Source organism: Flavobacterium ginsenosidimutans, from assembly GCF_037478105.1.
GTDB lineage: Bacteria > Bacteroidota > Bacteroidia > Flavobacteriales > Flavobacteriaceae > Flavobacterium > Flavobacterium ginsenosidimutans.
Genome location: NZ_CP147988.1, coordinates 819,198 through 841,658, shown reverse-complemented (window position 1 = coordinate 841,658; position 22,461 = coordinate 819,198). Strand labels below are relative to the sequence as shown.

Annotated in this window: 24 protein-coding genes; 4 read left to right on the top strand and 20 right to left on the bottom strand. The window is 31.9% G+C overall.

Features of this window, described 5'->3' with window-relative positions:
* Positions 1-27 precede the first annotated feature (27 nt).
* A complete protein-coding gene (tilS, locus tag V6624_RS03945) occupies positions 28-1,338 on the top strand; it encodes a tRNA lysidine(34) synthetase TilS (RefSeq protein WP_338840926.1) in 1,311 nt (436 codons plus the stop codon).
* Positions 1,338-3,419: a protein-disulfide reductase DsbD family protein gene (locus V6624_RS03940; RefSeq protein ID WP_338840925.1), complete on the top strand. Its 2,082-nt coding sequence runs from the start codon at positions 1,338-1,340 to the stop codon at positions 3,417-3,419. Before tilS ends, V6624_RS03940 begins: the two co-directional genes overlap by 1 nt.
* A gap of 269 nt (positions 3,420-3,688) precedes the next feature.
* Here the strand turns inward: V6624_RS03940 and V6624_RS03935 are convergent, their stop codons facing one another.
* On the bottom strand, positions 3,689-5,005 hold the full coding sequence (locus V6624_RS03935; protein ID WP_111287722.1) for an ammonium transporter: 1,317 nt from the start codon (positions 5,003-5,005) through the stop codon (positions 3,689-3,691).
* Positions 5,006-5,322: 317 nt separating this feature from the next.
* On the opposite strand from V6624_RS03935, the gene V6624_RS03930 reads away from it, so the two are divergent.
* Positions 5,323-6,300, top strand: a complete 978-nt coding sequence (locus V6624_RS03930) for a Gfo/Idh/MocA family oxidoreductase (protein WP_338840924.1) — start codon at positions 5,323-5,325, stop codon at positions 6,298-6,300.
* A 6-nt stretch (positions 6,301-6,306) separates the two neighbouring features.
* Here V6624_RS03930 and V6624_RS03925 read toward each other — a convergent pair whose 3' ends face one another.
* The gene (locus V6624_RS03925) at positions 6,307-6,723 is read right to left on the bottom strand and encodes a hypothetical protein (RefSeq protein ID WP_338840923.1); all 417 of its coding nucleotides are present in this window, start codon (positions 6,721-6,723) and stop codon (positions 6,307-6,309) included.
* A 93-nt stretch (positions 6,724-6,816) separates the two neighbouring features.
* Between V6624_RS03925 and V6624_RS03920 the strand changes: the two genes are divergently transcribed.
* Positions 6,817-8,352, top strand: coding sequence for a YifB family Mg chelatase-like AAA ATPase (locus V6624_RS03920; RefSeq protein ID WP_111287716.1), 1,536 nt, complete (start codon positions 6,817-6,819; stop codon positions 8,350-8,352).
* Positions 8,353-8,415: 63 nt separating this feature from the next.
* Here the strand turns inward: V6624_RS03920 and V6624_RS03915 are convergent, their stop codons facing one another.
* The 18 genes from V6624_RS03915 to lysA all read right to left on the bottom strand — a co-directional run bounded on the left by V6624_RS03915 (position 8,416) and on the right by lysA (position 22,203).
* The gene (locus V6624_RS03915; protein WP_338840922.1) at positions 8,416-9,669 is read right to left on the bottom strand and encodes an outer membrane beta-barrel protein; all 1,254 of its coding nucleotides are present in this window, start codon (positions 9,667-9,669) and stop codon (positions 8,416-8,418) included.
* Between the two features lie 382 nt (positions 9,670-10,051).
* Positions 10,052-10,921: an alpha/beta hydrolase gene (locus V6624_RS03910; protein ID WP_338840921.1), complete on the bottom strand. Its 870-nt coding sequence runs from the start codon at positions 10,919-10,921 to the stop codon at positions 10,052-10,054.
* A 22-nt stretch (positions 10,922-10,943) separates the two neighbouring features.
* Positions 10,944-11,309 (bottom strand): hypothetical protein, encoded by a 366-nt coding sequence (locus V6624_RS03905; RefSeq protein WP_338840920.1) that lies wholly within the window; start codon positions 11,307-11,309, stop codon positions 10,944-10,946.
* A 125-nt stretch (positions 11,310-11,434) separates the two neighbouring features.
* Positions 11,435-11,938, bottom strand: coding sequence for an SRPBCC domain-containing protein (locus V6624_RS03900; RefSeq protein ID WP_338840919.1), 504 nt, complete (start codon positions 11,936-11,938; stop codon positions 11,435-11,437).
* A 51-nt stretch (positions 11,939-11,989) separates the two neighbouring features.
* The gene (locus V6624_RS03895) at positions 11,990-12,487 is read right to left on the bottom strand and encodes an SRPBCC domain-containing protein (RefSeq protein ID WP_338840917.1); all 498 of its coding nucleotides are present in this window, start codon (positions 12,485-12,487) and stop codon (positions 11,990-11,992) included.
* A complete protein-coding gene (locus V6624_RS03890; RefSeq protein WP_111287704.1) occupies positions 12,477-12,803 on the bottom strand; it encodes an ArsR/SmtB family transcription factor in 327 nt (108 codons plus the stop codon). Before V6624_RS03890 ends, V6624_RS03895 begins: the two co-directional genes overlap by 11 nt.
* A 154-nt stretch (positions 12,804-12,957) precedes the next feature.
* The gene (locus tag V6624_RS03885) at positions 12,958-14,145 is read right to left on the bottom strand and encodes a hypothetical protein (protein ID WP_111287702.1); all 1,188 of its coding nucleotides are present in this window, start codon (positions 14,143-14,145) and stop codon (positions 12,958-12,960) included.
* A gap of 206 nt (positions 14,146-14,351) precedes the next feature.
* Positions 14,352-14,816 carry a hypothetical protein gene (locus V6624_RS03880; RefSeq protein WP_338840915.1) on the bottom strand — a complete coding sequence of 155 codons (465 nt, stop codon included), beginning with the start codon at positions 14,814-14,816 and terminating at the stop codon, positions 14,352-14,354.
* Positions 14,817-14,907: 91 nt separating this feature from the next.
* Positions 14,908-15,396 carry a YegJ family protein gene (locus tag V6624_RS03875; protein ID WP_338840914.1) on the bottom strand — a complete coding sequence of 163 codons (489 nt, stop codon included), beginning with the start codon at positions 15,394-15,396 and terminating at the stop codon, positions 14,908-14,910.
* Positions 15,397-15,416: 20 nt separating this feature from the next.
* Positions 15,417-15,884, bottom strand: a complete 468-nt coding sequence (locus V6624_RS03870; RefSeq protein WP_338840913.1) for a DUF1572 domain-containing protein — start codon at positions 15,882-15,884, stop codon at positions 15,417-15,419.
* 40 nt (positions 15,885-15,924) lie between these two features.
* The gene (locus tag V6624_RS03865) at positions 15,925-16,482 is read right to left on the bottom strand and encodes a hypothetical protein (RefSeq protein ID WP_338840911.1); all 558 of its coding nucleotides are present in this window, start codon (positions 16,480-16,482) and stop codon (positions 15,925-15,927) included.
* 115 nt (positions 16,483-16,597) lie between these two features.
* On the bottom strand, positions 16,598-17,758 hold the full coding sequence (locus V6624_RS03860) for a DUF1624 domain-containing protein (RefSeq protein ID WP_111287692.1): 1,161 nt from the start codon (positions 17,756-17,758) through the stop codon (positions 16,598-16,600).
* A 241-nt stretch (positions 17,759-17,999) separates the two neighbouring features.
* A complete protein-coding gene (locus tag V6624_RS03855) occupies positions 18,000-18,362 on the bottom strand; it encodes a hypothetical protein (RefSeq protein ID WP_111287690.1) in 363 nt (120 codons plus the stop codon).
* A gap of 277 nt (positions 18,363-18,639) precedes the next feature.
* Positions 18,640-19,092 (bottom strand): hypothetical protein, encoded by a 453-nt coding sequence (locus V6624_RS03850; RefSeq protein WP_111287688.1) that lies wholly within the window; start codon positions 19,090-19,092, stop codon positions 18,640-18,642.
* Positions 19,093-19,183: 91 nt separating this feature from the next.
* Positions 19,184-19,528, bottom strand: a complete 345-nt coding sequence (locus tag V6624_RS03845; protein WP_338840909.1) for a hypothetical protein — start codon at positions 19,526-19,528, stop codon at positions 19,184-19,186.
* 88 nt (positions 19,529-19,616) lie between these two features.
* Positions 19,617-20,012, bottom strand: a complete 396-nt coding sequence (locus V6624_RS03840) for a helix-turn-helix transcriptional regulator (protein ID WP_338840907.1) — start codon at positions 20,010-20,012, stop codon at positions 19,617-19,619.
* 185 nt (positions 20,013-20,197) lie between these two features.
* Entirely contained in the window at positions 20,198-20,632 is a 435-nt protein-coding gene (locus V6624_RS03835) for a hypothetical protein (protein ID WP_338840906.1), read from the bottom strand.
* 278 nt (positions 20,633-20,910) lie between these two features.
* Positions 20,911-22,203, bottom strand: coding sequence for a diaminopimelate decarboxylase (lysA, locus tag V6624_RS03830; protein WP_422389327.1), 1,293 nt, complete (start codon positions 22,201-22,203; stop codon positions 20,911-20,913).
* Positions 22,204-22,461: the final 258 nt, after the last annotated feature.

The following is a 22,461-nucleotide window of genomic DNA, read 5'->3' as shown; positions in this document are numbered from 1 at the left end:
TTAAATTTAATTTTTTACTTTTATCAGATGTTTTCAAAATTTCAAAATCATATCGTTTCAAGGTTTCCTTTTTTGGCCGAAAAAAAGCTTTTTCTGGCTGTAAGTGGTGGACTAGATAGTATGGTTTTGCTTCATTTATTGAGTCAATTGCCTTATGAAATTGCAGTTTTGCATTGTAATTTTCAGCTTCGCGGATTGGAAAGTTTTGGTGATCAAGAATTTATTCAGCAATATTGCGATCAAAATAATATTCCAATTTTTACGACTCATTTTGATACAGAAGCTTTCGCTAAAGATTATAAATTGTCAACTCAAGTTGCAGCAAGAGAACTTCGTTACAGCTGGTTTTACGAACTTTTAGAAGAAGAAAACTTCGATTATATTCTGACTGCACATCACGCCGATGATAATTTGGAAACTTTTATTATCAATTTAACTCGCGGAACTGGGTTAGAAGGTTTAACTGGAATTCCGGAACAAAACGATAAAATTATTCGTCCGCTATTGCCTTTTTCGAGAGAAGAAATCTTGAAATATGCAGAAGAAAATAAGATAGAATGGAGAGAAGATAGCAGTAATGCTTCGACAAAATATCTTAGAAATAAGATTCGTCATAATTTGGTTCCTGTTTTAAAAGAAATCAATCCTAATTTTTTAGATGCTTTTCAGAAAACGCAATCCTTTCTTCAAGAATCAAAAGAAATGGTTGAAGACGCATCGATTATCGTTTATCAGCAAGTAGCAAAAGAAGAAGGCGATGATATTCATTTCGATTTAAATCAGCTTAAAAAACTTCCAAATTATAAATCGTATTTATATCAATGGCTGAAAGAATTTGGTTTTTCTGCTTGGAATGATATTTACGATTTAGTCGAAGGACAATCTGGAAAACAGGTTTATGCAGAGGAATTTCGCTTATTAAAAAATAGAGAAACGCTGATTTTGAGTCCGCTTTCTGAAATGCCAGAAAACGACGAATATCAAATCAATGAAAACGATACAGAAGTTAATTTTCCCTTAAAAATGAGTCTTTGTAACGTTGGTCACACAACATTCGATTCAAATAGAGCTATATTTGTCGATGCTGATAAAATCCGTTTTCCGCTGACTTTACGTAAATGGAAAAAAGGCGATGTTTTTCAGCCTTTTGGAATGAATGGTAAATCTAAAAAAGTCAGCAAGCTTTTTAAGGACGAAAAATTATCATTAATAGAAAAAGAAAAAACATGGATTTTATGTTCTGATGACCAAATAATCTGGGTAGTAGGGATGAGACAAGACGAACGTTTTAGAATAAAAAAAGCCACAAATAAAATACTTAAAATAGAATTACAATAATGAACTTTACTCAAAATCTTCAGACCAATTTGTTAAAAAACGTTTGGACTAAAACTATTTTACTTTTGTTATTTTTCTTCGCTTTTGCGAAAGGTAACGCTCAAATTTTAGAACCTGTAAAATGGACTTCTAAAATTGAAAAAAAAGGGAATAATGCCGTATTGATTTTTGATGCAGTAATCGAAAAAGACTGGCATATGTATTCGCAGTTTACGCCAGAAGGTGGGCCATTAGCGTTAGAAATTACATTTAAAAACCAAAAAGGAAATTTCGAATTGGTTGGAAAAGCTAAAGAAGGCAAAACAAGAACAGCTTTCAATGACGTTTTTGGTGTGGATGAAACTTTCTTTGAAGGAAAAGCCCACATTGAACAAGAGATTAAAATCATCAATCCGAACTTGAAAACGGTTGATGTAGATTTTGATTTTCAGGTTTGTAAAGAAGTTTGTATCAATTCGAATAAGAAATTCTCAATTGCTGTTCCGTCAACATTTAAAATGGAAGAAGTTCCAGTTGTAACAGAAGCTAAAGTTGATGAAACAAAAGTAGTTGGACTAGCTGTTGATACAGTTAAAAAGGAAGAAGCAGTACAGTCAAAAGTAGAAAAAACAGCAGAAATCGCTAAAGAAGAAATTCCTACTCCAGCGCCTGCAAGAAGTTTGTGGTCAATCTTTTTTATTGCCTTTTTATCAGGATTCGCAGCATTATTGACGCCTTGCGTTTTCCCAATGATTCCGATGACGGTAAGTTTCTTTACAAAACAAAGTAAAAGCCGTGCAAAAGGAATTAGAAATGCCATTTTCTACGGACTTTCAATTATTGCTATTTATGTAATTCTAGGATTAATTGTAACTAAAATATTTGGTGCTGATGCTTTAAATGCTTTATCTACAGATGTTTGGTTTAATCTGATTTTCTTTGTGATTTTAGTCATTTTCGCAACATCATTTTTGGGAGCTTTTGAAATTATGCTTCCAAATTCATGGGCAAATAAAGCGGATCAGCAAGCAGATAAAGGTGGTATTATTGGAATCTTATTTATGGCTTTAGCTTTGGCAATTGTTTCGTTCTCTTGTACGGGACCAATTGTCGGAACTTTATTGGTTGAAGCGGCTTCAAATGGAGGAATTGCTCCAGTTGTTGGAATGTTAGGATTTTCATCTGCATTAGCGCTTCCGTTTATGTTATTTGCTATGTTCCCGGGTTGGTTAAATTCGTTACCAAAATCTGGTGGTTGGTTAAATACAGTAAAAGTAGTTTTAGGATTTTTAGAGCTTGCTTTAGCGTTCAAATTTTTATCAAATGCCGATTTAGTTTTACAATTGCATTTCTTAGAAAGAGAAGTATTTATTGCGATTTGGATCGCGATTTTTGGAGCAATGACATTATATTTATTTGGAAAAATTACATTGCCTCACGATAGTCCAACAAATCATATTTCTGTTGGAAGATTATATTTAGGATTATTAACTTTTGTGTTTACCATGTATTTAATTCCTGGTTTATGGGGAGCGCCTTTAAAATTAATCAGTGCATTCCCGCCGCCGCCGCAATATAGCGAAAGCCCATTTGGAGTAGGAGTATCAGGAAACGGAGTAGTTTCTTCAGAATCTATAAAAGGACTTCCAGAAGGCGCAGAATTAGGTCCGCATGGAATTATGGTTTTCCACGATTACGAAGATGGTTTGGCTTATGCAAAAGAAATCAAAAAGCCAATCATGTTGGATTTTACAGGTTATGCTTGTGTAAACTGTAGAAAAATGGAAAACAATGTTTGGTCAGATCCTTCGGTATTACCAATTCTAAAAAATGATGTTGTTTTAATTTCTCTTTACGTTGATGATAAACGTGAATTACCAAAAGAAGAACAATTTACAACAGCAGCAGGTGACAAAATCATCACAGCTGGCGATAAATGGACAGATTTTATGATCTCTAAATATAAAACTAATACACAGCCTTTGTATGTGATTACTGATTTAGAAGGAAATAATTTGAACAATACAAAACCAACTATTAGTTATGTAAGTACAGAAGAATACTTGCATTGGTTGAAAGAAGGAATTGCGAATTTTAAATAAGATTAAGAATTAAGAATTAAGAATTAAGAATTAAGAATTAAGAATTAAGAATTAAGAATTAAGAATTAAGAATTAAGAATTAAGAATTAAGAATTAAGAATTAAGAATTAAGATAAGACTTAATCATCTGTCTTTTAAATCTAAAATCTAAAATCTGCAATCTAAAATCTAAAATTCAAAAGGTTGAAGTTAATTCAAACAAAAAGCACTCTAAGTCAAATTTAGAGTGCTTTTTTATTTATCAAGTAATGAAAAGGGAAAATTTATTCTTATAAGAATTCTCCGTGTTGAGAGATATCTAATCCTAATTCTTCTTTTTCTTCAGTAACTCTTAGAGGAGTAATTTTATTAACGATGAAGAATAAAACATAAGAAGCAACAAAAGCAAAGATTGAAACAACAACTAAAGCAGTTAATTGATTGATGAATAATGTTGGAGTTCCGAAGATTAAACCTTGATTATCTCCAACTGCTGGGTTGATAGCTTTTGAAGCGAAAACACCTGTTAAAAGCATACCTACCATACCACCAACACCGTGACAAGCAAATACATCAAGAGCATCGTCGATTTTTCCTTTAGGGAATTTGCTTACTACAATGTTACTTACAATTGCAGAGAATAAACCAATGAATATTGCGTGAGAGATACTTACGAATCCAGCAGCAGGTGTAATAGCAACAAGACCTACAACAGCTCCGATACAAGCTCCAAGAGCAGATAATTTGTGTCCTAAAATTTTGTCAAGGAAAACCCAAGCCATTGCAGCAGCAGCAGCAGCAACAGTAGTTGTTCCTAAAGCTTGAGTTGCAAGACCATTTGCTCCTAAAGCAGAACCAGCGTTGAAACCAAACCATCCGAACCAAAGTAAACCAGTTCCTAATAATACATAAGTGATTCTAGCAGGATTAGCTTTTTGAACTTTTCTTTTTCCTAAGAAGATAGCTCCAGCCAATGCAGCCCATCCAGCACTCATGTGTACTACAGTTCCTCCAGCGAAGTCAAGAACTCCCATTTTGAAGAAAACTCCATCAGGATGCCAAGTCATGTGAGCAAGCGGAGCGTATATTAAAATGATGAATAAAACCATGAATAACAAATATGCCCAGAAACGAATACGTTCTGCAAAAGCACCTGTAATTAATGCAGGAGTAATGATAGCAAATTTTGCCTGAAATAATGCGAATAACATAAAAGGAATAGTTGGTGCAAGGCTCCAAGCTGTGTTTGTTCCAACACCTTCAAAGAATAAATTAGAAGATGGATTACCAATAATACCTCCAATAGTTGGTCCAAAAGCTAATCCGAAAGCAACAACAACCCATAAAATAGTAACAATTACCATTGCCATAAAACTTTGAAGCATAGTACTAATTACGTTTTTCTTACCTACCATACCTCCATAGAAAAATCCTAATCCAGGAGTCATTAACAATACAAAAGCAGTTGCAACGATCATCCAGGCAGTATCTCCAGTATCAAACTTTACAGCTTCTGCTGGAATTGGGTTATCTGCAATGATAAAGTTTGAAATAAAGGTTAGTACCAAAATCGTGATAAGAATCACACTTAAAATAATTTTTCGCATAGTTATTTAGTTTTAAAATTTTTTATAAAAGTATAAAATCATTTTACACCCCATAAAAAAATAGGGTAGTATGCTTAATTTTTGTTAAATTTAAAATTTAACCCCTATGATTTTGCGTGAATTTCTTAAAACAAACTTAAAATTTACAATTTGGCAACATTTTTTTTTCACTTACTGCCATTTTTGATAATTTTTGGGGTAATTGATTGCTATTTTTTGTAGGATAATGGATATTTGTTGTTTAAAAAACGTCTGCTGATTGTTATAAAGGGTATTTTTTAATCTTTTTAACAATTTTGATGATTAAAATATAAAGAATGGAAAATAAAAGAATTAAATGGGGAATTGTAGGACTTGGAAATATTGCGGCTCAGTTTGCCTCAGATCTATTATTGATAGAAAATGCTGAACTAAAAGCAGTTGCTTCACGAGATATTGCTAAAGCGAATGAATTTGCAGAGAAATTTAAAGCCTTAAAAAGCTATGATTCTTATGATTTACTTTTTGAAGATCCTGAAGTTGAAATTGTCTATATCGCAACTCCGCATAATTCGCATGCCGAATTGTCTATAAAAGCATTAGAAAACGGAAAGCACGTTTTATGCGAAAAACCAATGGCATTATCGTACAAAGATGCGGAAAGAATGATTGAAGCTTCTAAAAAACACAATAAGTTTTTTATGGAAGCATTTTGGACTCGATTTATTCCATCAGTTCAAGATGTTTTGCAGAAAATCAATAATGGAGTAATTGGCAATATAAATTATATAAAAGCCGATTTTGCCTTTCACGGAAGTGAAACAGAAAACAAAAGGCTTTTTGATAAAGATTTAGGTGGAGGCGCTTTATTTGATATAGGCGTTTATCCTTTGTTTCTGTCCTATATATTATTGGGATATCCGAAAGAGATTTTAGCGAAAGCCATCAAACACAAAAATGATATTGATTTGCAGACCTCTATGATTTTACAATATGAAGTCGCTCAGGCGGTATTGCATGCTTCTATAGTTTCAGAATCTGATATGAAAGCCGTTATTTCGGGAACAAAAGGCAGAATCGAATTAAACGCGCCTTGGTTTGTTGCAGACGGCTATTCTTTATTTAAAAATGAAGTAAAAGAAGCCGTTGTCACTTTACCAACTCTTGGAAAAGGTTATTCTCATGAAATCATAGAATGCCAAAATTGTATTTTGAATAATGAAATTGAAAGCAAACTTTGGTCGCATCAGAATTGTTTGGAGTTGAGTAGGATTGTGGAAGAAGTTAAAACACAAATCGGATTAAGTTTTTCTTAATCTGATTTAAAGATCATGTCCAAAGCCGAAATATTCAATTTGTTTTTCAGCAAAATATTTTTTGAATACCAGTATTTCTTCATTTATATTTTTTAAATCTGTTTCTATTTTATTCTTATCAAAATACCATGTTTTGTTGCAGAAAGTATCAATCCATTTTATCGTGTCTTTCTCATGAAAAACTTTTACTCCTTCTGTTCTGCCATTACATTCAGGAAGACCACAATGGCAACAAAATATATAGAAATCACCATTTGATTTAAGACTATCAAGAAAAATAGGAATATCAACTATTTCACCATTATCATATGGTTTTTCACCATTAATAAAAATTTCAAGTTCTCCCTGCATGCCCACGTCATCAGGCTTGTCTATAAAAGCAAATACTTTTAATTGAATTGAGATTTGATCTAAAGACTGCATAATATTAAATATTTAAAAGTAATAAAATATTTACAAAAATAATGTTTTTACTGTTATAATTAAATACTTTTACATTTTTATAAGAATTTATTTATGTTAGTAAAAGTTTACGGAAGTGCCGTTTTTGGAGTTGAAGCCACAACTATTACAGTTGAAGTTCATATGGATAAAGGAATTGGTTATCATTTAGTTGGACTTCCAGATAATGCTATAAAAGAAAGTAGTTTTAGAATTGCCGCTGCTTTAAAAAATAATGGATTTAATTTTCCGGGAAAGAAAATTACGGTCAATATGGCACCTGCCGATCTTCGAAAAGAAGGTTCATCTTATGATTTGACTTTGGCAATGGGAATTCTGGTTGGTTCAGATCAGATAAAAGCTCCAGAAATTGAACAATATATTATTATGGGAGAACTTTCTTTAGACGGAAGTCTTCAGCCAATTCGAGGTGCTTTGCCTATTGCAATAAAAGCCAAAGAAGAAGGTTATAAAGGTTTTTTTCTTCCCATTCAAAATGTAAAAGAAGCGGCGATTGTTTCAGGTTTAGATGTTTATGGGGTTGAAAATTTAAAAGAAATCGTCGATTTCTTTGCTGGCAAAGGAACGCTTGAACCTACAGTTATCGATACAAGAGCTGAATTTTATAAAACTCTCGATTTCCCTGAACATGATTTTTCAGATGTACGCGGACAAGAAAGCATTAAACGCTGTATGGAAATTGCAGCGGCTGGCGGTCATAATATTATTTTAATTGGCCCACCTGGAGCTGGAAAAACAATGCTAGCGAAACGAGTTTCGAGTATTTTACCGCCAATGACGTTGCGTGAAGCTTTGGAAACTACTAAAATTCATAGCGTTGCAGGAAAATTAAAAGAAGTTGGATTGATGAATCAAAGACCATTTAGAAGTCCGCATCATACTATATCTAATGTCGCGCTCGTTGGTGGAGGAAGTTATCCGCAGCCAGGCGAAATTTCTATGGCGCATAATGGTGTTTTGTTTTTGGATGAATTGCCAGAGTTTAAACGAGACGTTTTAGAAGTAATGCGTCAGCCTTTGGAAGATCGAGAAGTAACAATTTCACGAGCTAAGTTTACAATTACTTATCCTTCATCATTTATGCTAGTGGCAAGTATGAATCCAAGTCCAAGCGGATTCTTTAACGATCCTAGTATGCCGAATACTTCTTCGCCACACGAAATGCAGCGTTATATGAGTAAAATTTCGGGACCATTATTAGATCGAATTGATATTCATATAGAAGTTACACCAGTTCCGTTTGAGAAATTAGCTGACGAGCGAAAAGCAGAAAGCAGTGTAGAAATTCGTAAACGAGTTACAGCGGCGAGAGAAATTCAAACGAAACGATTTGAAACGGTCGAAAATGTTCATTACAATGCGCAAATGAGCAGTAAACTAATTCGAGAATATTGTGTTTTGGATGAACCTTCAAAGGAATTGCTAAAAAATGCAATGGAGCGATTAAATCTTTCCGCGAGAGCTTACGATAGAATTTTGAAAGTTTCAAGAACAATCGCCGACTTAGATCATTCAGAGAATATTGTTTCTTCACATATTGCCGAAGCGATTCAATACAGAAGTTTGGATAGAGAAGGATGGTTGGGATAAATTATATATTGCTAATTGACACTGGTGTCAATTAGCAATATATTAAGTATAGTTTTATTGATCTTAAAAGAAAGAATATCCAACAATTAAAGAAGTTGTTTGGTAAGAAGAACTCCAGTTAGTATTATCTGCCAAAAGTCTTCTTGGAGTTTGGAATCTTACTTCTGCACTAAATTTATCCATGAATTTGCAGCCTAAGCCAAATCCGAAATTGACACTAGATTTAACGTCTAATTTATTCAATTCAGAACCATCTTTTCTCGTAACAGTTGCTTTAGAATTATTGCTAAAATCTACTATAAAAGCTCCGTTAGCAAATAATTTTACATTTTCATTGATGAAGAAATAACGTCTAATCCCAATAGGTAATTCAATTGATTTGTAATCTACTTTACCAGTAAGAGTTCCGCCTACAACATCAGAACTGGCTATAGTTTGTTCTCCTTTGTAATACTGATAAGTTGGTTCAATAAAAATGGCCCATCTATTTTTGTTAAAAGGTAAAATAAATTCGGCTTCAAGCCCTAAACTGAAACTTGATTTTCCTCCAAAATCATAATCTAATCCTTCAAATATAGTATTTTCCATAGTTAAAGAACTGTTATTGTATCTTGGACGAACGCTAAGGTTAAATAAATCTTTTTTCTCTTTTACTTCAAGATCAGTAAATTCTGAATTTGTACATTTATTATACTTAGCAAAAATACGCATTAAGGTATTTTTTGTATAAGTCAGTGTTTCGTATTCGTTTTGCTGAATATTGTCACATTTTAAATCAAGGTAAAGCTGTTCTCTAAAGTAGTTGTTTTTAGCAATTTGATCTGTGTAGTTTTTAGTATTATCATTATCGTCACTCACTAGGTAGGTTTTATAAACAAGCTGTTTTACTTCAGAATTATTTACTTTGTAAAAGAAACGTCTTATCGTACTGTCATCGTAAAGATATAAAGACGCATTACCTTCCATAAGAACTTGTAAGAATAAAGTTTCTAAATGAAAAATAGGTTTTTTTTCGGTGGTCATAGTTTGCAAATCTTTACTAGATCGGTCAATATTTACTGTAGATCTGATAAATTTTTTCTGACCAGTTACCCTAAATTCTTTTATAGTTTTAGTATCTGCATTTATGATTGGTGAATCTTCAGATAATTTGTATCTAAAATCTTTTGGATTATTTTTCCAATCCATGTTTTCAATTAAACAATCTGTTTTTTGGTTGTTTTCTGTAATAACATATCCTTTTTCGAATGCAATTTGGGAGTAACTTTTAAGGGTTAATAGTAAAGTTAGAGCAATAAATAAAATTTGTTTTTTCATTAAATTAATGGGTTGAAGATTTGTTTTATTTTGGGTTGTGTTTGAAAGATTTTTTTCTTTCAGTCTTTAATTGAGATGTAAAAGCTACTTTGTTGCAGGCAAAAATGTTTTTAATTAATTTTATATTTTGCCAAATATAAAATGTAAAATAGGTACAATCTTTACGGAAAACCACATTTTTGTTTATTTTTTATTGGTTTTTATTTAAGAAATAAATGTGTATAAAAATTAAGCAATGGTTTTTTTATAATGCATTGTCTTTTAGTTGTTTTTTGCTTGATTTGGCAAATAAAAAAATCATAAAAGAACAGGCTTCTCTTATGATTTTTGGTTAAACAAAAGAAATTGTTTTTTAGATTATTCTTTACAATATGAATTACTTTTATTCTTTACTCTGCGGATAAAAGAATTTAAAAGAATTGGCAACCGCTGGATGCAGAATCGTTCCATGGTTTTCTTCAGGGAAATAATCAAAATAGACTTTCACATTTTTGCTTTTAGATCCTTTTAATTTTTCTGACAGTAAGTTAGCGTCGACTTCCATGACACGCGGAATTTCTGTTGGAGTCAATCCTTCTTTTCCAACAGCGATATAAATATCTATTTGCTGATTGAAATTTTCTTTTAACATTTCAGAATCCAAATCAAGCAAAGAGCCGTTGTTCCACCATAGACTCGGACTTACAATAACATATTTATTAAATAAAGAAGGTTTTTTAAGTAGGATTTCAGTTTCTAGTAAACCACCTAGAGATTGACCAATGATGGTTTTAGAATTATTGGTCTTATATTTTTTCTCAATAAAAGGCTGCAATTCTTTTTCAATAAAAGCAATAAATTGATCTGAATGACCCGTAGTGGGAAAACGGGTTTTATCATTTTCTACAGTAGTCGGAAATGTAAAATCTCTTCTTCGATCTACAGTTGCAATGCCCACAACGATTGATTTTGGAACCTGATTGATCCATTCAAAACTATTAAACTGAACCAATCCCGAAATATGAATAAAATCTTCATCAGCAGAACCGTCTAATAAATATATGACAGGATATTTTGTTGCTTCAGCAGGATTGTAGCCTTCAGGAAGATAAATGTTTAGAATTCTTTTTTCGTTTAATTCTTTCGATTGAATTTCATCAATAACACCTAATACAAAAGGTTTTGATGTTTCTATAATTTTTGTTTTGTTTTTTTGGCTGAATACTAAACTTGAAGATAAAAGTAAAAAAGCTAGAGCAAAAAATCTATTCATTATATATTTTAGAGTGTGTTATTTAAAAGCCAGGTTTTACCTCTTGTACAGGTTTGTAGTAGCTATTTCTGTTTGTAGTAATAATCAAAACGCCAGGTTCTCCCGACTTTCCATAAATATTAATCCCAGTCTGCTTTTGAAGAGCGATAATTTTGGCAATTTCAATTTTCGAAAGAGCAAGTTTTTCTTTTTCTAAATCCTGATAACGGTGTGTTATTCCATCAACAACAACCATTGGGCGATCTGTGATTTTTCCAGCTTTGACAAGATTTGCAATAGAATCTGATAGGTATAATTTGTCTTTTCCTTCATCTGAAAGCTCATATCTGTTTTGAGAAAAAACGGTAAATGAAATAAATAAAAAAAGCACGGTAAAGAATTTCATCATTTTGTTTTGTGTTTGCGATTAAAAAATAATTTTTTGTACTTAATGTTTTGATTTTAAGACTGAAAAATACAAAAAAAAATCCTGCAACTATACAGGATTTAACATATTGAATTTTATTCTTGTTTTTATTTCTTTTCTCCAGCAAAAATAGCATCCAAACCTTCCATCGCAATGGTAAAACCTTCTTTGAATCCCATTTGAATAATCATTTCCAAATCAGATAATTTTTCATGTTTGATTACAACATCAACAAAAGTAGAGCCGTCTTTTTCAGAGAAAGTAACATCCCAGTCAGAACGTGGAAATTCTGTATTTAAATTTCCTTCGCTGTCGCAAAAAGCATCCAGCCATTTTACATTTGTTTTTGGATCTATCGAAGTATAATCCGCAATTGCCCAGTGTTCTTCGCCTTCAGGACCAACCATTGCATATAATCTTCGTCCGCCTTCTTTAAATTCCATGCTTTTTGTTCGTGATTTCCACGGAGCCGGCGCCCACCATTGATCCAGAATTTGAGCTTCTGTCCAAGCAGACCAAACCTGAGGTAACGATGCATTAAATTCACGTTTTACATTTACAGTATTATTTTCTTTATCTACAGTAAAATTCATTAAAAGATTTGATTTCATTTTCTTTAGATTTTAAAGTTTGTTAAATAGTTAATTCGGTCAAAATGGTTTCTATTTTTCGGCTAAGATTTTGTCCAAACCTTGCATTGCAGAAGTAAATCCTTCTTTAAAGCCCATTTCGATTATTTTTTGCAATTCTTCAAAACTGTCACGTTTTATGTGGATATCAACAATTGTCGAACCGCCTTGCTCAGAAAAAGAAATATCCCAATATGAACTTCCAAATTCTGAATTCGGATTTCCGTCTGCATCAGAGAACGTTGCAGAATGCTTAAAGTTTGTTTTAGGAGAAATTGAAGAGTATTCAAAATAACTCCAGCGTTCCACACCATCAGGACCAACCATTGCATACAATCTTTTTCCGCCTTCTTTAAACTCCATACTTTTGGTTTTAGATTTAAACGGAGCGGGCGCCCACCATAAATCTAGAATTTCAGGCTCAGTCCAAGCAGACCAAACATTTGCCAATGGAGCATCAAATTCACGTTTTACATTTACCGTTTTATTTTCCTTGTCTACAGAGAAATTCATTAATAAATCAGTTTTCATTTTCTTTAGATTTTAAGTTTAATAATACTTGATCCAATTGATTAAAACGCTGTTCCCAAATTGCTTTAAATTGCTCCAGCCATTGATCAATTTCTTTCATTTTATCAATTTTGAGCTGATAATAAATTTCTCTGCCCAATTTCTTTTCTTCCAATAAATCACATTCATTCAATATTTTAATGTGTTTAGAAACCGCTTGTCTTGTAGTTTGAAACTGCTCCGCAATAGCATTTGGGGTTAATGCACTCGAAGAAACCAAAACTAAAATTGCCCTTCTCGTCGGATCGGCAATTGCCTGAAAAATATCTCTTTTCATTTTTATGGATATAAATTCGCAACTAATCAGTTGCAAATATACGCAACTTTTTGGTTGCACAATTCAAAAACTTGATTTTTTTTAATTGAAAAGAACGTAAACAAAAAAAGGCGCATCAAAAATGCGCCTTTTTCTCTGTAAACGTGTTACATAATTACTTTCTAAATTTATTTTTTACAATGATGTCTTTTAGCTTGGCTTTCAGATCTTCACCTGTATCATAAACCATTTGTTCGTTATTTGGAAACGGAACAGCCCGTTTAGAAAAATACCCTATATAATTTTCCTCACAAGCATTTTGGTCTCCTTTATATTTCGAATAAATATTTTCAAAAATAAATTCGCTGCTTATTGGGAAAGTCTGAACAAGCTGATTGCTTTTTAAATCAACATAATCAACTTTTGCTGTTACCATACAAGATTTAAATTGTCTGAATTCATATACCGTTGCACGAAGTATTTTGTAATTATCAACCTTAATTTCTTTTCCTAAACTGTCTTTTACAGGTCTTCCTCGGCTGTCTAAAAGCGTTTTTACACCATCTTTAACTTGTCTTTCCTTAACAAATTCTTTCTCTTTAATTTGTTCTGGCGAAATAGCAATCTGTCTGAAACTAAGAATCAAACTATAATCGTAAACCACATTTTTTTGTCTTGCGCTGTGGTAAACCGTCCATTTATCATTTAATCCGTAAGTTTTAAAATCCAATAAATCGTCCTGAAGCGTTTTCGGAATTACCATATTGGTTTCATTTTTCGCATAAACATCTACGAAATCAGTTCCTTTAAAAAGAGCGTCATCCATTAATTTTTTTGTGTTTTTATAACCAGGATTAATGCTTTCCAAATAAGCGAAATCGTCATATGCTTTTCTGAAATCCATTTTGTTATTCGATTTCAAAAGGGCTGAAGCATTTTCATACAAATACTTCGAAAGTGCATTTTTGCTGTTGACAATTTCATCAGAATAATTGTCAAAAGGGAAATAGGCATTTTTTCCCTGCTTCAATAAAGGAAGCGGTAAAATAGGTCTAATTTTTTCCTGACGATTATTTAACTGTAAATAAGTATTATAAATGCGTTCAGCATTAGCAGGGTTATTCTCTTTGTTCAGCATTTCTAGATCACGTAAATCGCGTTCTTTTGCTTTTGCAAAAGCTTCTTCTAACAGATACACATAATCTTGTTTGCCTTTAGAATCCTTTTTTGTGCGAAGAGCCTCGACAGCGCGATCTATTGCACCGTCATAATTTCCGTCGCTAAGCATTGATTGAGTTGTTTTTACTCCGCAAGAAGAGAAGGCTAAAAACAATACAGAAAATAGAAAAGTAATTTTTTGCATAGTGTATTTTTTGAAGGTGTAAATATATCTTTTTTAACTTTCAACAACTATGCCTTTTTTTAATTTATTTAAGGAGCAGAAAAAGCTGTTTTCATAAGAACTCTTGTCCCGCTGTCCACTATATCTTTTGTGTCGAACCCCGACACAAAAGGATATCGCTTCCATCGGGGCTAGATTAGAAGTTTGTGTTTTTATAAGTCTAATAATTAGAGTCTTAATATGCGTTTGTAGATTATTCCTTCCTTTTCAAATATAATGAAGACAACGGAAGGATCATTTTTTCTTTTATAAAAAACAGGTTCGGTTGCTGTTTTCCATTCCTTTTCTCTTTTTTCAATTAAAGAAACGGTCCATTTTTCAGATCCAATATTTCCACTTGTTTCTGACAGATCTTTTGTCCAATTAGAAATTTTTTTCGGATCGACTTTTACAACGAACTTATAGTCAATAGATGAACTTCCAGGAATCATGACAAAATCGTCGCTAAAACCATTAACATTAAATAAATCAAATTCAGCATCCAATATTTCGGAATCAGCTTTAATTTCTTTCAATAACTTTTGGACTCGTTCCTTTTTATCTGGAATAGTACTGCTTTTGATTTCTGTTTTATTTGAACAAGAAAAACAGAGAAATAAAACTAAAAAAACTATACATTTTATTTTTTCCAATTTTCCCATTTTCAACGACATTTTCATTTTATTAATTTATAAAGACATAATAAAAAATAGTTATAAAACTGAATTTAGTATTAAGTAAAAATTAATCTATCAGCATACCACTCTCTTCATCAAATTGTTGGCGCTCTTCTTCGCTCATTTTGTCTCGAATAACTCTAATTGTGTAGCCACCAAATAATTTTCCGTTAACCAGATACATCCAGTCGCTAATTTTACCAGAATCAATATCTATTTTATCTCCCGCTTTATATTCGGTAATATATTCTGGATCGTTGTTTAAAATTCCAGAATATTGGCCATCTATATATTTAATGTCGCCAACCCACATGTGCTCAATATCTTTTCCGTTTGAAAACTTAACTTTTAAAGCGTGACTGTCAGCATTTAAATTAGCTAGTCCTTTATTGAAATCATCTAAAGTTTCATTTGCTTTTAGAATTGCCGCATTCATTGCTTCATCTTCACTTCCTACATTGTAAATTGTAGGTTCATTTTCTCTTTCAATTTTATTAGAATCTTTACAGCTCACTAAACAAAAAATGGCTATTAGGATTAGAAATTTTGTTTTCATTATTATGTTATGGTTTGGTTTTAGTTTATTAATTTTTTTTTAATCAATACGATTTGTCCTAAATGATAATAACTATGTTCGATCATGGCTTCGATATTTCTTCTGTATGTTCCGTATTTAATATCCACAAAACCTTCGTCAAGTTTTTCGTCAGGCATTTGTTCTACCAACGAAGCAAATTCTTCGGTATCGTTCCAAAATTTAGATAGAAAAGTTTCCCATTGTTCTTGCGAATCTATAGGCGGGAAATCAAAACTAAATTTGTCTTTTATGTCTAAAGTTCCGCCTTTAAAAACCTGATTTATTCCTTTTATGTAATAATGAATATGTTGTGCCAGAGCCGCAATCGTATTTAAATTCTGAATCGGACTAACGGCAATTTTCCAATCTAGATTTTCCAGCTGATCTTTAAAATTGGTATTTGCGATCCAAGTTCCGTTTAAAATGACTTCTCTAAAACGATTTGCAATTTCTGCTGTGTTTTTCATATTCAAAATAGTTTAGAAGTTAAATTATAATCAAATCAATTTATTCCTGTTGAATCCATTCGTATTTGCCATTTTTTAGATAAATAATTCCTCCACCGCAGCTTTCATCGGCATGGATAAAAATTCCGTCATTTGGCAGTTTTATTTTGTCTTCTTCTGCAACCTGTTCTTCGCCAATAATTTCGCCGTCGTCGTTTACATTATTAAAGTAAATCTCATTTTCAGGTGCTTTTTTTAAAATGCCAACCCAATCAACTTCATCAAAACCTTGTTGTAAAATACCATTTCCAAAGCCTAGATAATCAGTCTTTTTTCTATTTCCGTATGTGATTTTCAGACCGCTTTTCTGGTTTTTTGTACTTCTGAAAATTTCTACTGTTTCCTCTAAATTATCTCCGTCGAGATCGCATAAAATTTTATTGGTTTTATGTTTTGTTGAAAGTACAATTGTATCTCCTTTTTGTGTTTCAGGTTCTTCTTTTACAGGGATTTCCAAAGAATCTTTTTGAGTAATTTGCTGAGTTTCTGTTTCCGTTTTTGCTTCTTTTTTACAAGAAATAGCAAGTACTGATAAAAGGAGTAAAATTCTAATTTTCATATTCGGCTTAGATAAAATTCAAAGTGCTAATATAAAAAAATACGTACGAAAATCATTGTTTTTATTTTGTTCTAGAACATAGTGTAATGCAGCTTTTTAGTGATTTATAATAATCCTAAATATATTTTAGCCACCAATGCTGATTTTCAGCTTTATATTTTCCAAACCATTGACAAGGTTTGTAAAGAATCGTCACAACAGAAATCCAAATCAAGTAAATTGCCCAAAGAGGCAGACCGCTTTCTAAGTTTTTTGGTCTTCCAAAAGTTCCTGAAGCAAATTCAAATTGCGACCAATTAAAACCTTGTGCCAAAAGCATAATCAAAGTTAGAATATGGATAATATAAAAATGAACGACGAAGTAAAACAAAGGTGTTTTTCCATAAACCAAAGTTACTTTTTTGATGCCATTTTGAAATTGTTCTGCAAAAGCAAGAAGCAGAAACATAATTCCTAAAGTGACCAAGCAGAATAGGAGAGAAGGCGGATATTTAGTAACATTCATAAAAGACAAAAACGTAAAAACAGAATCTTTCTGAGAAGTCCATAATGCAGGATCTCCGTAAATATTGACGAATCGAATGATGGCAAATAAGACTAAAGCATTTAAGCCGATTTTGATAAATAGTTTTTTTCTTTTTTCTGTTTCTAATGCAAAGAATTTTCCAGTTGCAAAACCAACTAACATAATGGCCAGCCACGGAATTGGAGGATAACCCATAACAAATGCTCTTCCAGAAAACGGAATAACAATTGGACTAAAAAATGGTGCTAAAACGGCTTTTATAATCGAATTTTCTGCAAAAGGAATAAGTGGCAAAAGGTTGTGGAAAACAATAATTACTAAACCAATAACTCCAAGTGTTTTGGAACTGATTTTTAGTAATAATCCTAAGATGATAAATCCGAAACCTATTGCGGCTATCACTTCGAATAAAAGTGTGTGAAAACCAATATCAAAGAATAATCCGAAATTGACAATTGTAAATTCTAGGAAGATTAACCAAAATCCTCTTTTGATTAAAAGCGCTCTTTTTTCAGTGATATTGTTTTTGTTTTGTAGCGAAAGATAAACCGAAGTTCCTGCCAGAAAAACAAAAATTGGTGCGCACAAATGCGTAATCCAACGTGTGAAAAATAACAAAGGAGAAGTAGTTGCTAAATCAGTTGGACTTTGTGTAATCGAATCAACGTGCATCAAATCTCGAACATGGTCCAGCGCCATAATAATCATTACAATTCCGCGGACTATGTCTATTGATGGCTGTCGTTTCATGAGTTTGATTTTTAAATACTTAAAGGTAAATCTAGTAAATTATTTTCAAATGTTTTTTGCTAATGAAATACACTAAGTCTTCAAGAAATAGTTTTAAAATGAATTGCCTCCAGCTTTAGCTGGAGGGATTTGTAGAAAAAGAATAGGGCTTTAGCCAAAACCTTATAAGTTTGGCTAAAGCCCTATTTGAAAAATTTTTATTTACCTCCAGCTAAAGCTGGAGGCAATTGATATTGATTTTTTATGACTTCCTAATCTTCACCTGATACACAATTTCCCAAAAAATAATAGAGAAAACAGCATTAGCAAAAATGGCAGTTTTAACTTGATAGGGATCATAATCTATAACCAAATGCAGATTGGTAAACTGCAAAGCCAGAAATAAAGCCAAAGCAGCGATTCCGATAGCGCAAATTATATTGAGAAGCGGTTTCCATTTTAAGCCAAAAAATGCATAAATAAGATTTAAAGCTGCAAAACCAAAGCCTAAAGTGATGTAAGGATCTGTTTTTAAGACTCCGCCCAATGATAGTATAAATTGAGTTAGAGTTAGGTATAAAAAGAATAGAATAGAATAAAACAGAATTCGAACTTGTGGTTTCATTTTTTATATTTTTTACTTTTAAAATTGTAAGACTTTTTTGTTTATTTGTACATCAGGAAAATAAACCATTAAAAAGATAAAATTATGGAAAAATTAATTAATGATTTTCAGATTGGATTATTTATTTGGCAGATAGTAATTCTTGGCTTTGGTTTCTTTTTACTTTATCTATTGTACTTATTGTTCAAGTTTTTACGAAAAAATGTTTAATCATTATTAGAGAATACTTTTGAGAAATAATAAAAAAATCCCGTTTCAATAAAGAAACGGGATTTTTTTATTCTAAAATTGCTTCGACTTTAGTTTCTGATTTTTCTCTTAACGGACTATCTGGCTGCAAACTCCAAATAACCAGGAATCTTCCTTTAGCGACATATTCTTCTGGATGTTCAGCTGTTGGCTGGCCGTCTTTTCCCCAAAGCAAACCTTGCAGGAATCGATCGCCTTTAAAAACGTGATCAAATTCAAAATACATAATTGAACCGCGATCTCCTTTGCTTTTAAAACTCTGAATGGCTTTACTTTTTACGGTTCCAACAATGTTACTGTAAGTTTCAATATCATTATAAAAACTACAAGCTTGTGGCGTTATGCAAATATTTCCGTCGCTTACCATATAACCGCCTTTCGGAATTTCTTTTGGTTTTAGTTTTAAATCGGCTAGGGTTTGACTGAATAAATTTGTTGTGAATAGTAGGAATAGTGTTGATAGGGTAATTGTAATTTTCATGGATTTGGGGATTGATTTGGTAAGATAAAAATAGTTTTTTTTGAGTTTATTAGATTTATTAATTCAAAAAAGCTTTCCTAAGATTTATCTATTAATATCTAATGTATTTAAATATTTTCTTTGATCTTGAATCTTCTAAATCGAGGTGATCGTTATCTATACTGATAACTTTATAATTTACATTTTCATATCGCATAGTTTCTTGAAGAGTACTATCTTTTGGATTAAATTTGTAAGTTCCTGTAATTCTAATTAATCTTCCTTCAGTATCAATTTCAGTAATTACTGAATCATTTGTAAAAGTGGTTTTGTCTGATACATTATCATTATATATTAATTCTTTCATTTTCCAATCACCTAAAAGAAGATTCGATGTTGATTTTTTGGTACATGAGAGCATAATAATAGGGATTAGAAAAAGGTATGATTTTTTCATTTTTATTTGTTTTTTCATTTTAAATTTAAAAAAAACGCACAAAAGTCAAAATGATATTTGTGCGTTTGTAATTTCTATTGCTGAGGAATTATTTCCCTTTTAATAATTTTTCTAAATATTCATTTTTGTCTTTTTCAGCTTTAACCAAACGTTCGTAAAGTTCTACAACTTTATCAAGTGGATTGAATGTGCAAGAATTATTAATTCCTTGTGCACCACTAATTGAGCTATTATCGTAAAAATTATTAAAAAAATTAAAAACTGCTTCTTCTGAAAAATTTTCAATCGCATCTACAGTAACGCCAAGTGCTTTTGCAATTTTTGCAAGTTTTTCTTGATCAACAGTTTCGCTGTTCTCAATACCAGAAATAGCCTGCTGATTTGTACCAATTGCAATTGCAAGCGCTTCTTGCTTCATACCTTTAAGCTCTCTGATTCGGCTTATGTTTCTGCCGATATGTTTTGGTTTTGATGTTGTGCTCATAATTTCAAAGGTATTTAATTTTTTTGATTTTATTGAAGAGTAAATATATGATTTTTCTGAGGTAAAATCGACTATTTCAGTTTCAGTTTAAAATCCTGATTATCCACAATCTTGTCATTTCGACGAAGGAGAAATCTTAGCAAGTAACTCTACAAAATTGGCAATTTTTCAGCATTGATAGCGACTTATTCAATATCAATTCCTAACTTTTCAGCAATCTTTAAAATTTCACTTTCTGAAATATTTTCGTCAATATTTAAATCTTTTTCTTGAATTATTGATTCACCCGAATTTTCTAAAATATCACCATCTTGTACTAAAATAATTCTTGAGTTTCCTTTATTGAAATGAGAGAATCCATAAGTTGCAGAAGTAGATTGTATTGTAAGTGAAAAAACTTCTGTATCTAATTCCTCTGATAATTCCTGAAGTAAATCTTCTTCTGAAACAAAAACAATTTCTTCATCTTGTAAAATTGTCCAGCCATTTTTAAATTCGGTTGTTTGTGAAATTTCATCAGATAAATTTTCATCTTCAAAATAATTAAGAATTTCAGAAATTTTATTTATTTGATTAAGCTGATTTCCTTTAATTGCTACAATTGCTTTTGAAAGTCCCATGTTCTCTTCTTTTTAGTTAATATTGCAAAATTAAAAAAAATGTAGTATAAATCTGTATTTCTTTTTAATTTAACTCCAATTTCAATTATCCAAAATCTTGTCATTTCTGTAAATAATGTGGTTACTTTGCGTGGGCTTCGACTTCGCTCAGCCTGACAAAACGGTTGCAAAGCCATCTAAGATGTCTAAAGTCTAAGAAGTCTAAAATATCTACAACAAAAAAAATCCCGCCTCAATTAAGAAACGGGATTAACTAGATATTCTCTTTTTTTTTATTTTTAAACAGTTGCAGCAATTTCTTCTGGCAACGGAATTTGATTTTTAAGTAAATCTTCAAAAGTTTCAGCTTGACGAATCAAGATTCCTTTTCCGTCTTTCCAAAGAACTTCGGCTGGTTTGTATCTTGAATTGTAGTTTGAAGACATTGAGAAACAATATGCTCCAGCATTTCTGAAAGATAAAATGTCTCCTTCAGTAATTTCCTGAATTCTGCGGTTGTTTGCAAAAGTATCTGTTTCGCAAATGTATCCTACAACTGAGTAAAAACGCTCTTTTCCTTTTGGATTTGAGATGTTTTCGATATGATGTGATGATCCGTACAACATTGGACGAATTAAGTGGTTGAAACCACTGTCGACTCCAGCGAAAACTGTTGATGTTGTTTGTTTTACTACGTTTACTTTTACTAAGAAATGACCTGCTTCACTCACCAAGAATTTTCCTGGTTCGAAAATCAGTGTTAAATCTCTTCCATATTCTGTACAGAAAGCATTGAATCTTTTAGATAATTTTTTACCTAATTCTTCGATGTCTGTTTCGATATCGTCTTTTTTGTAAGGAACTTTGAAGCCGCTTCCAAAATCTAAGAATTGTAATTCTTTGAAATGTTTAGCGGTATCGAACAAGATTTCAGCAGCATACAAGAATACTTCGATATCTAAAATATCTGATCCTGTGTGCATGTGAATACCCACAATGTGCATTTTTGTGTTTTCGACAATTCGCAATATATGCGGAATCTGGTGAACAGAAATTCCGAATTTACTATCGATATGTCCAACAGAAATATTAGCGTTTCCGCCCGCCATTACGTGTGGATTGATACGAATACATACCGGAATATGTGGATGTTTTGTTCCGAATTGCTCTAAAATAGATAAATTGTCGATATTGATTTGTACACCCATTGCGGCTACTTCTTCAATTTCTTCTAGAGAAACGCCGTTTGGTGTAAAGAAAATTCTTTCGGGTTCATAGCCAGCGTGAAGTCCTAACTGAACTTCCTGAATTGATACAGTATCTAAACCAGACCCCATGTTCTTTAATAACTGAAGAATCGCAACGTTCGACAATGCCTTCATGGCGTAATTAACTCTTAAGTTTTCTACCTTAGAGAAAGCTTTAGTTAATCTGTTGTACTGAGATTGGATTTTTTCGGCATCGTAAACATACAATGGACTTCCAAATTGGTCTGCTAACTGCAGTAAATCTTTTGCTTGCATTTTTAAATCATTTTGGGCAAAGTTATTACACTTTTGTCTATCAGCAAATAATTTGCAGAAAAATAACAAATTATAACAAATTGTTTTATTTTAAACAAAAAGTTGCTGTTTTTGGAATTTTATAACCTTTTTAAAGATGCTATCCCGAAGCTTCGGGACTGAGATGCTAAGATACTAAGTTTTTTTGTCACGAATTCACGAATTTAACTCATTCTTAAATGATTGCTGAAATTATTTTTTACTACTGATTCACTAATTAAATGGGTTTTTATACCAATTTTTAAAAGAAGCCAAATGTTTGAATTTAGCCCCGATTGAGGCGGTATC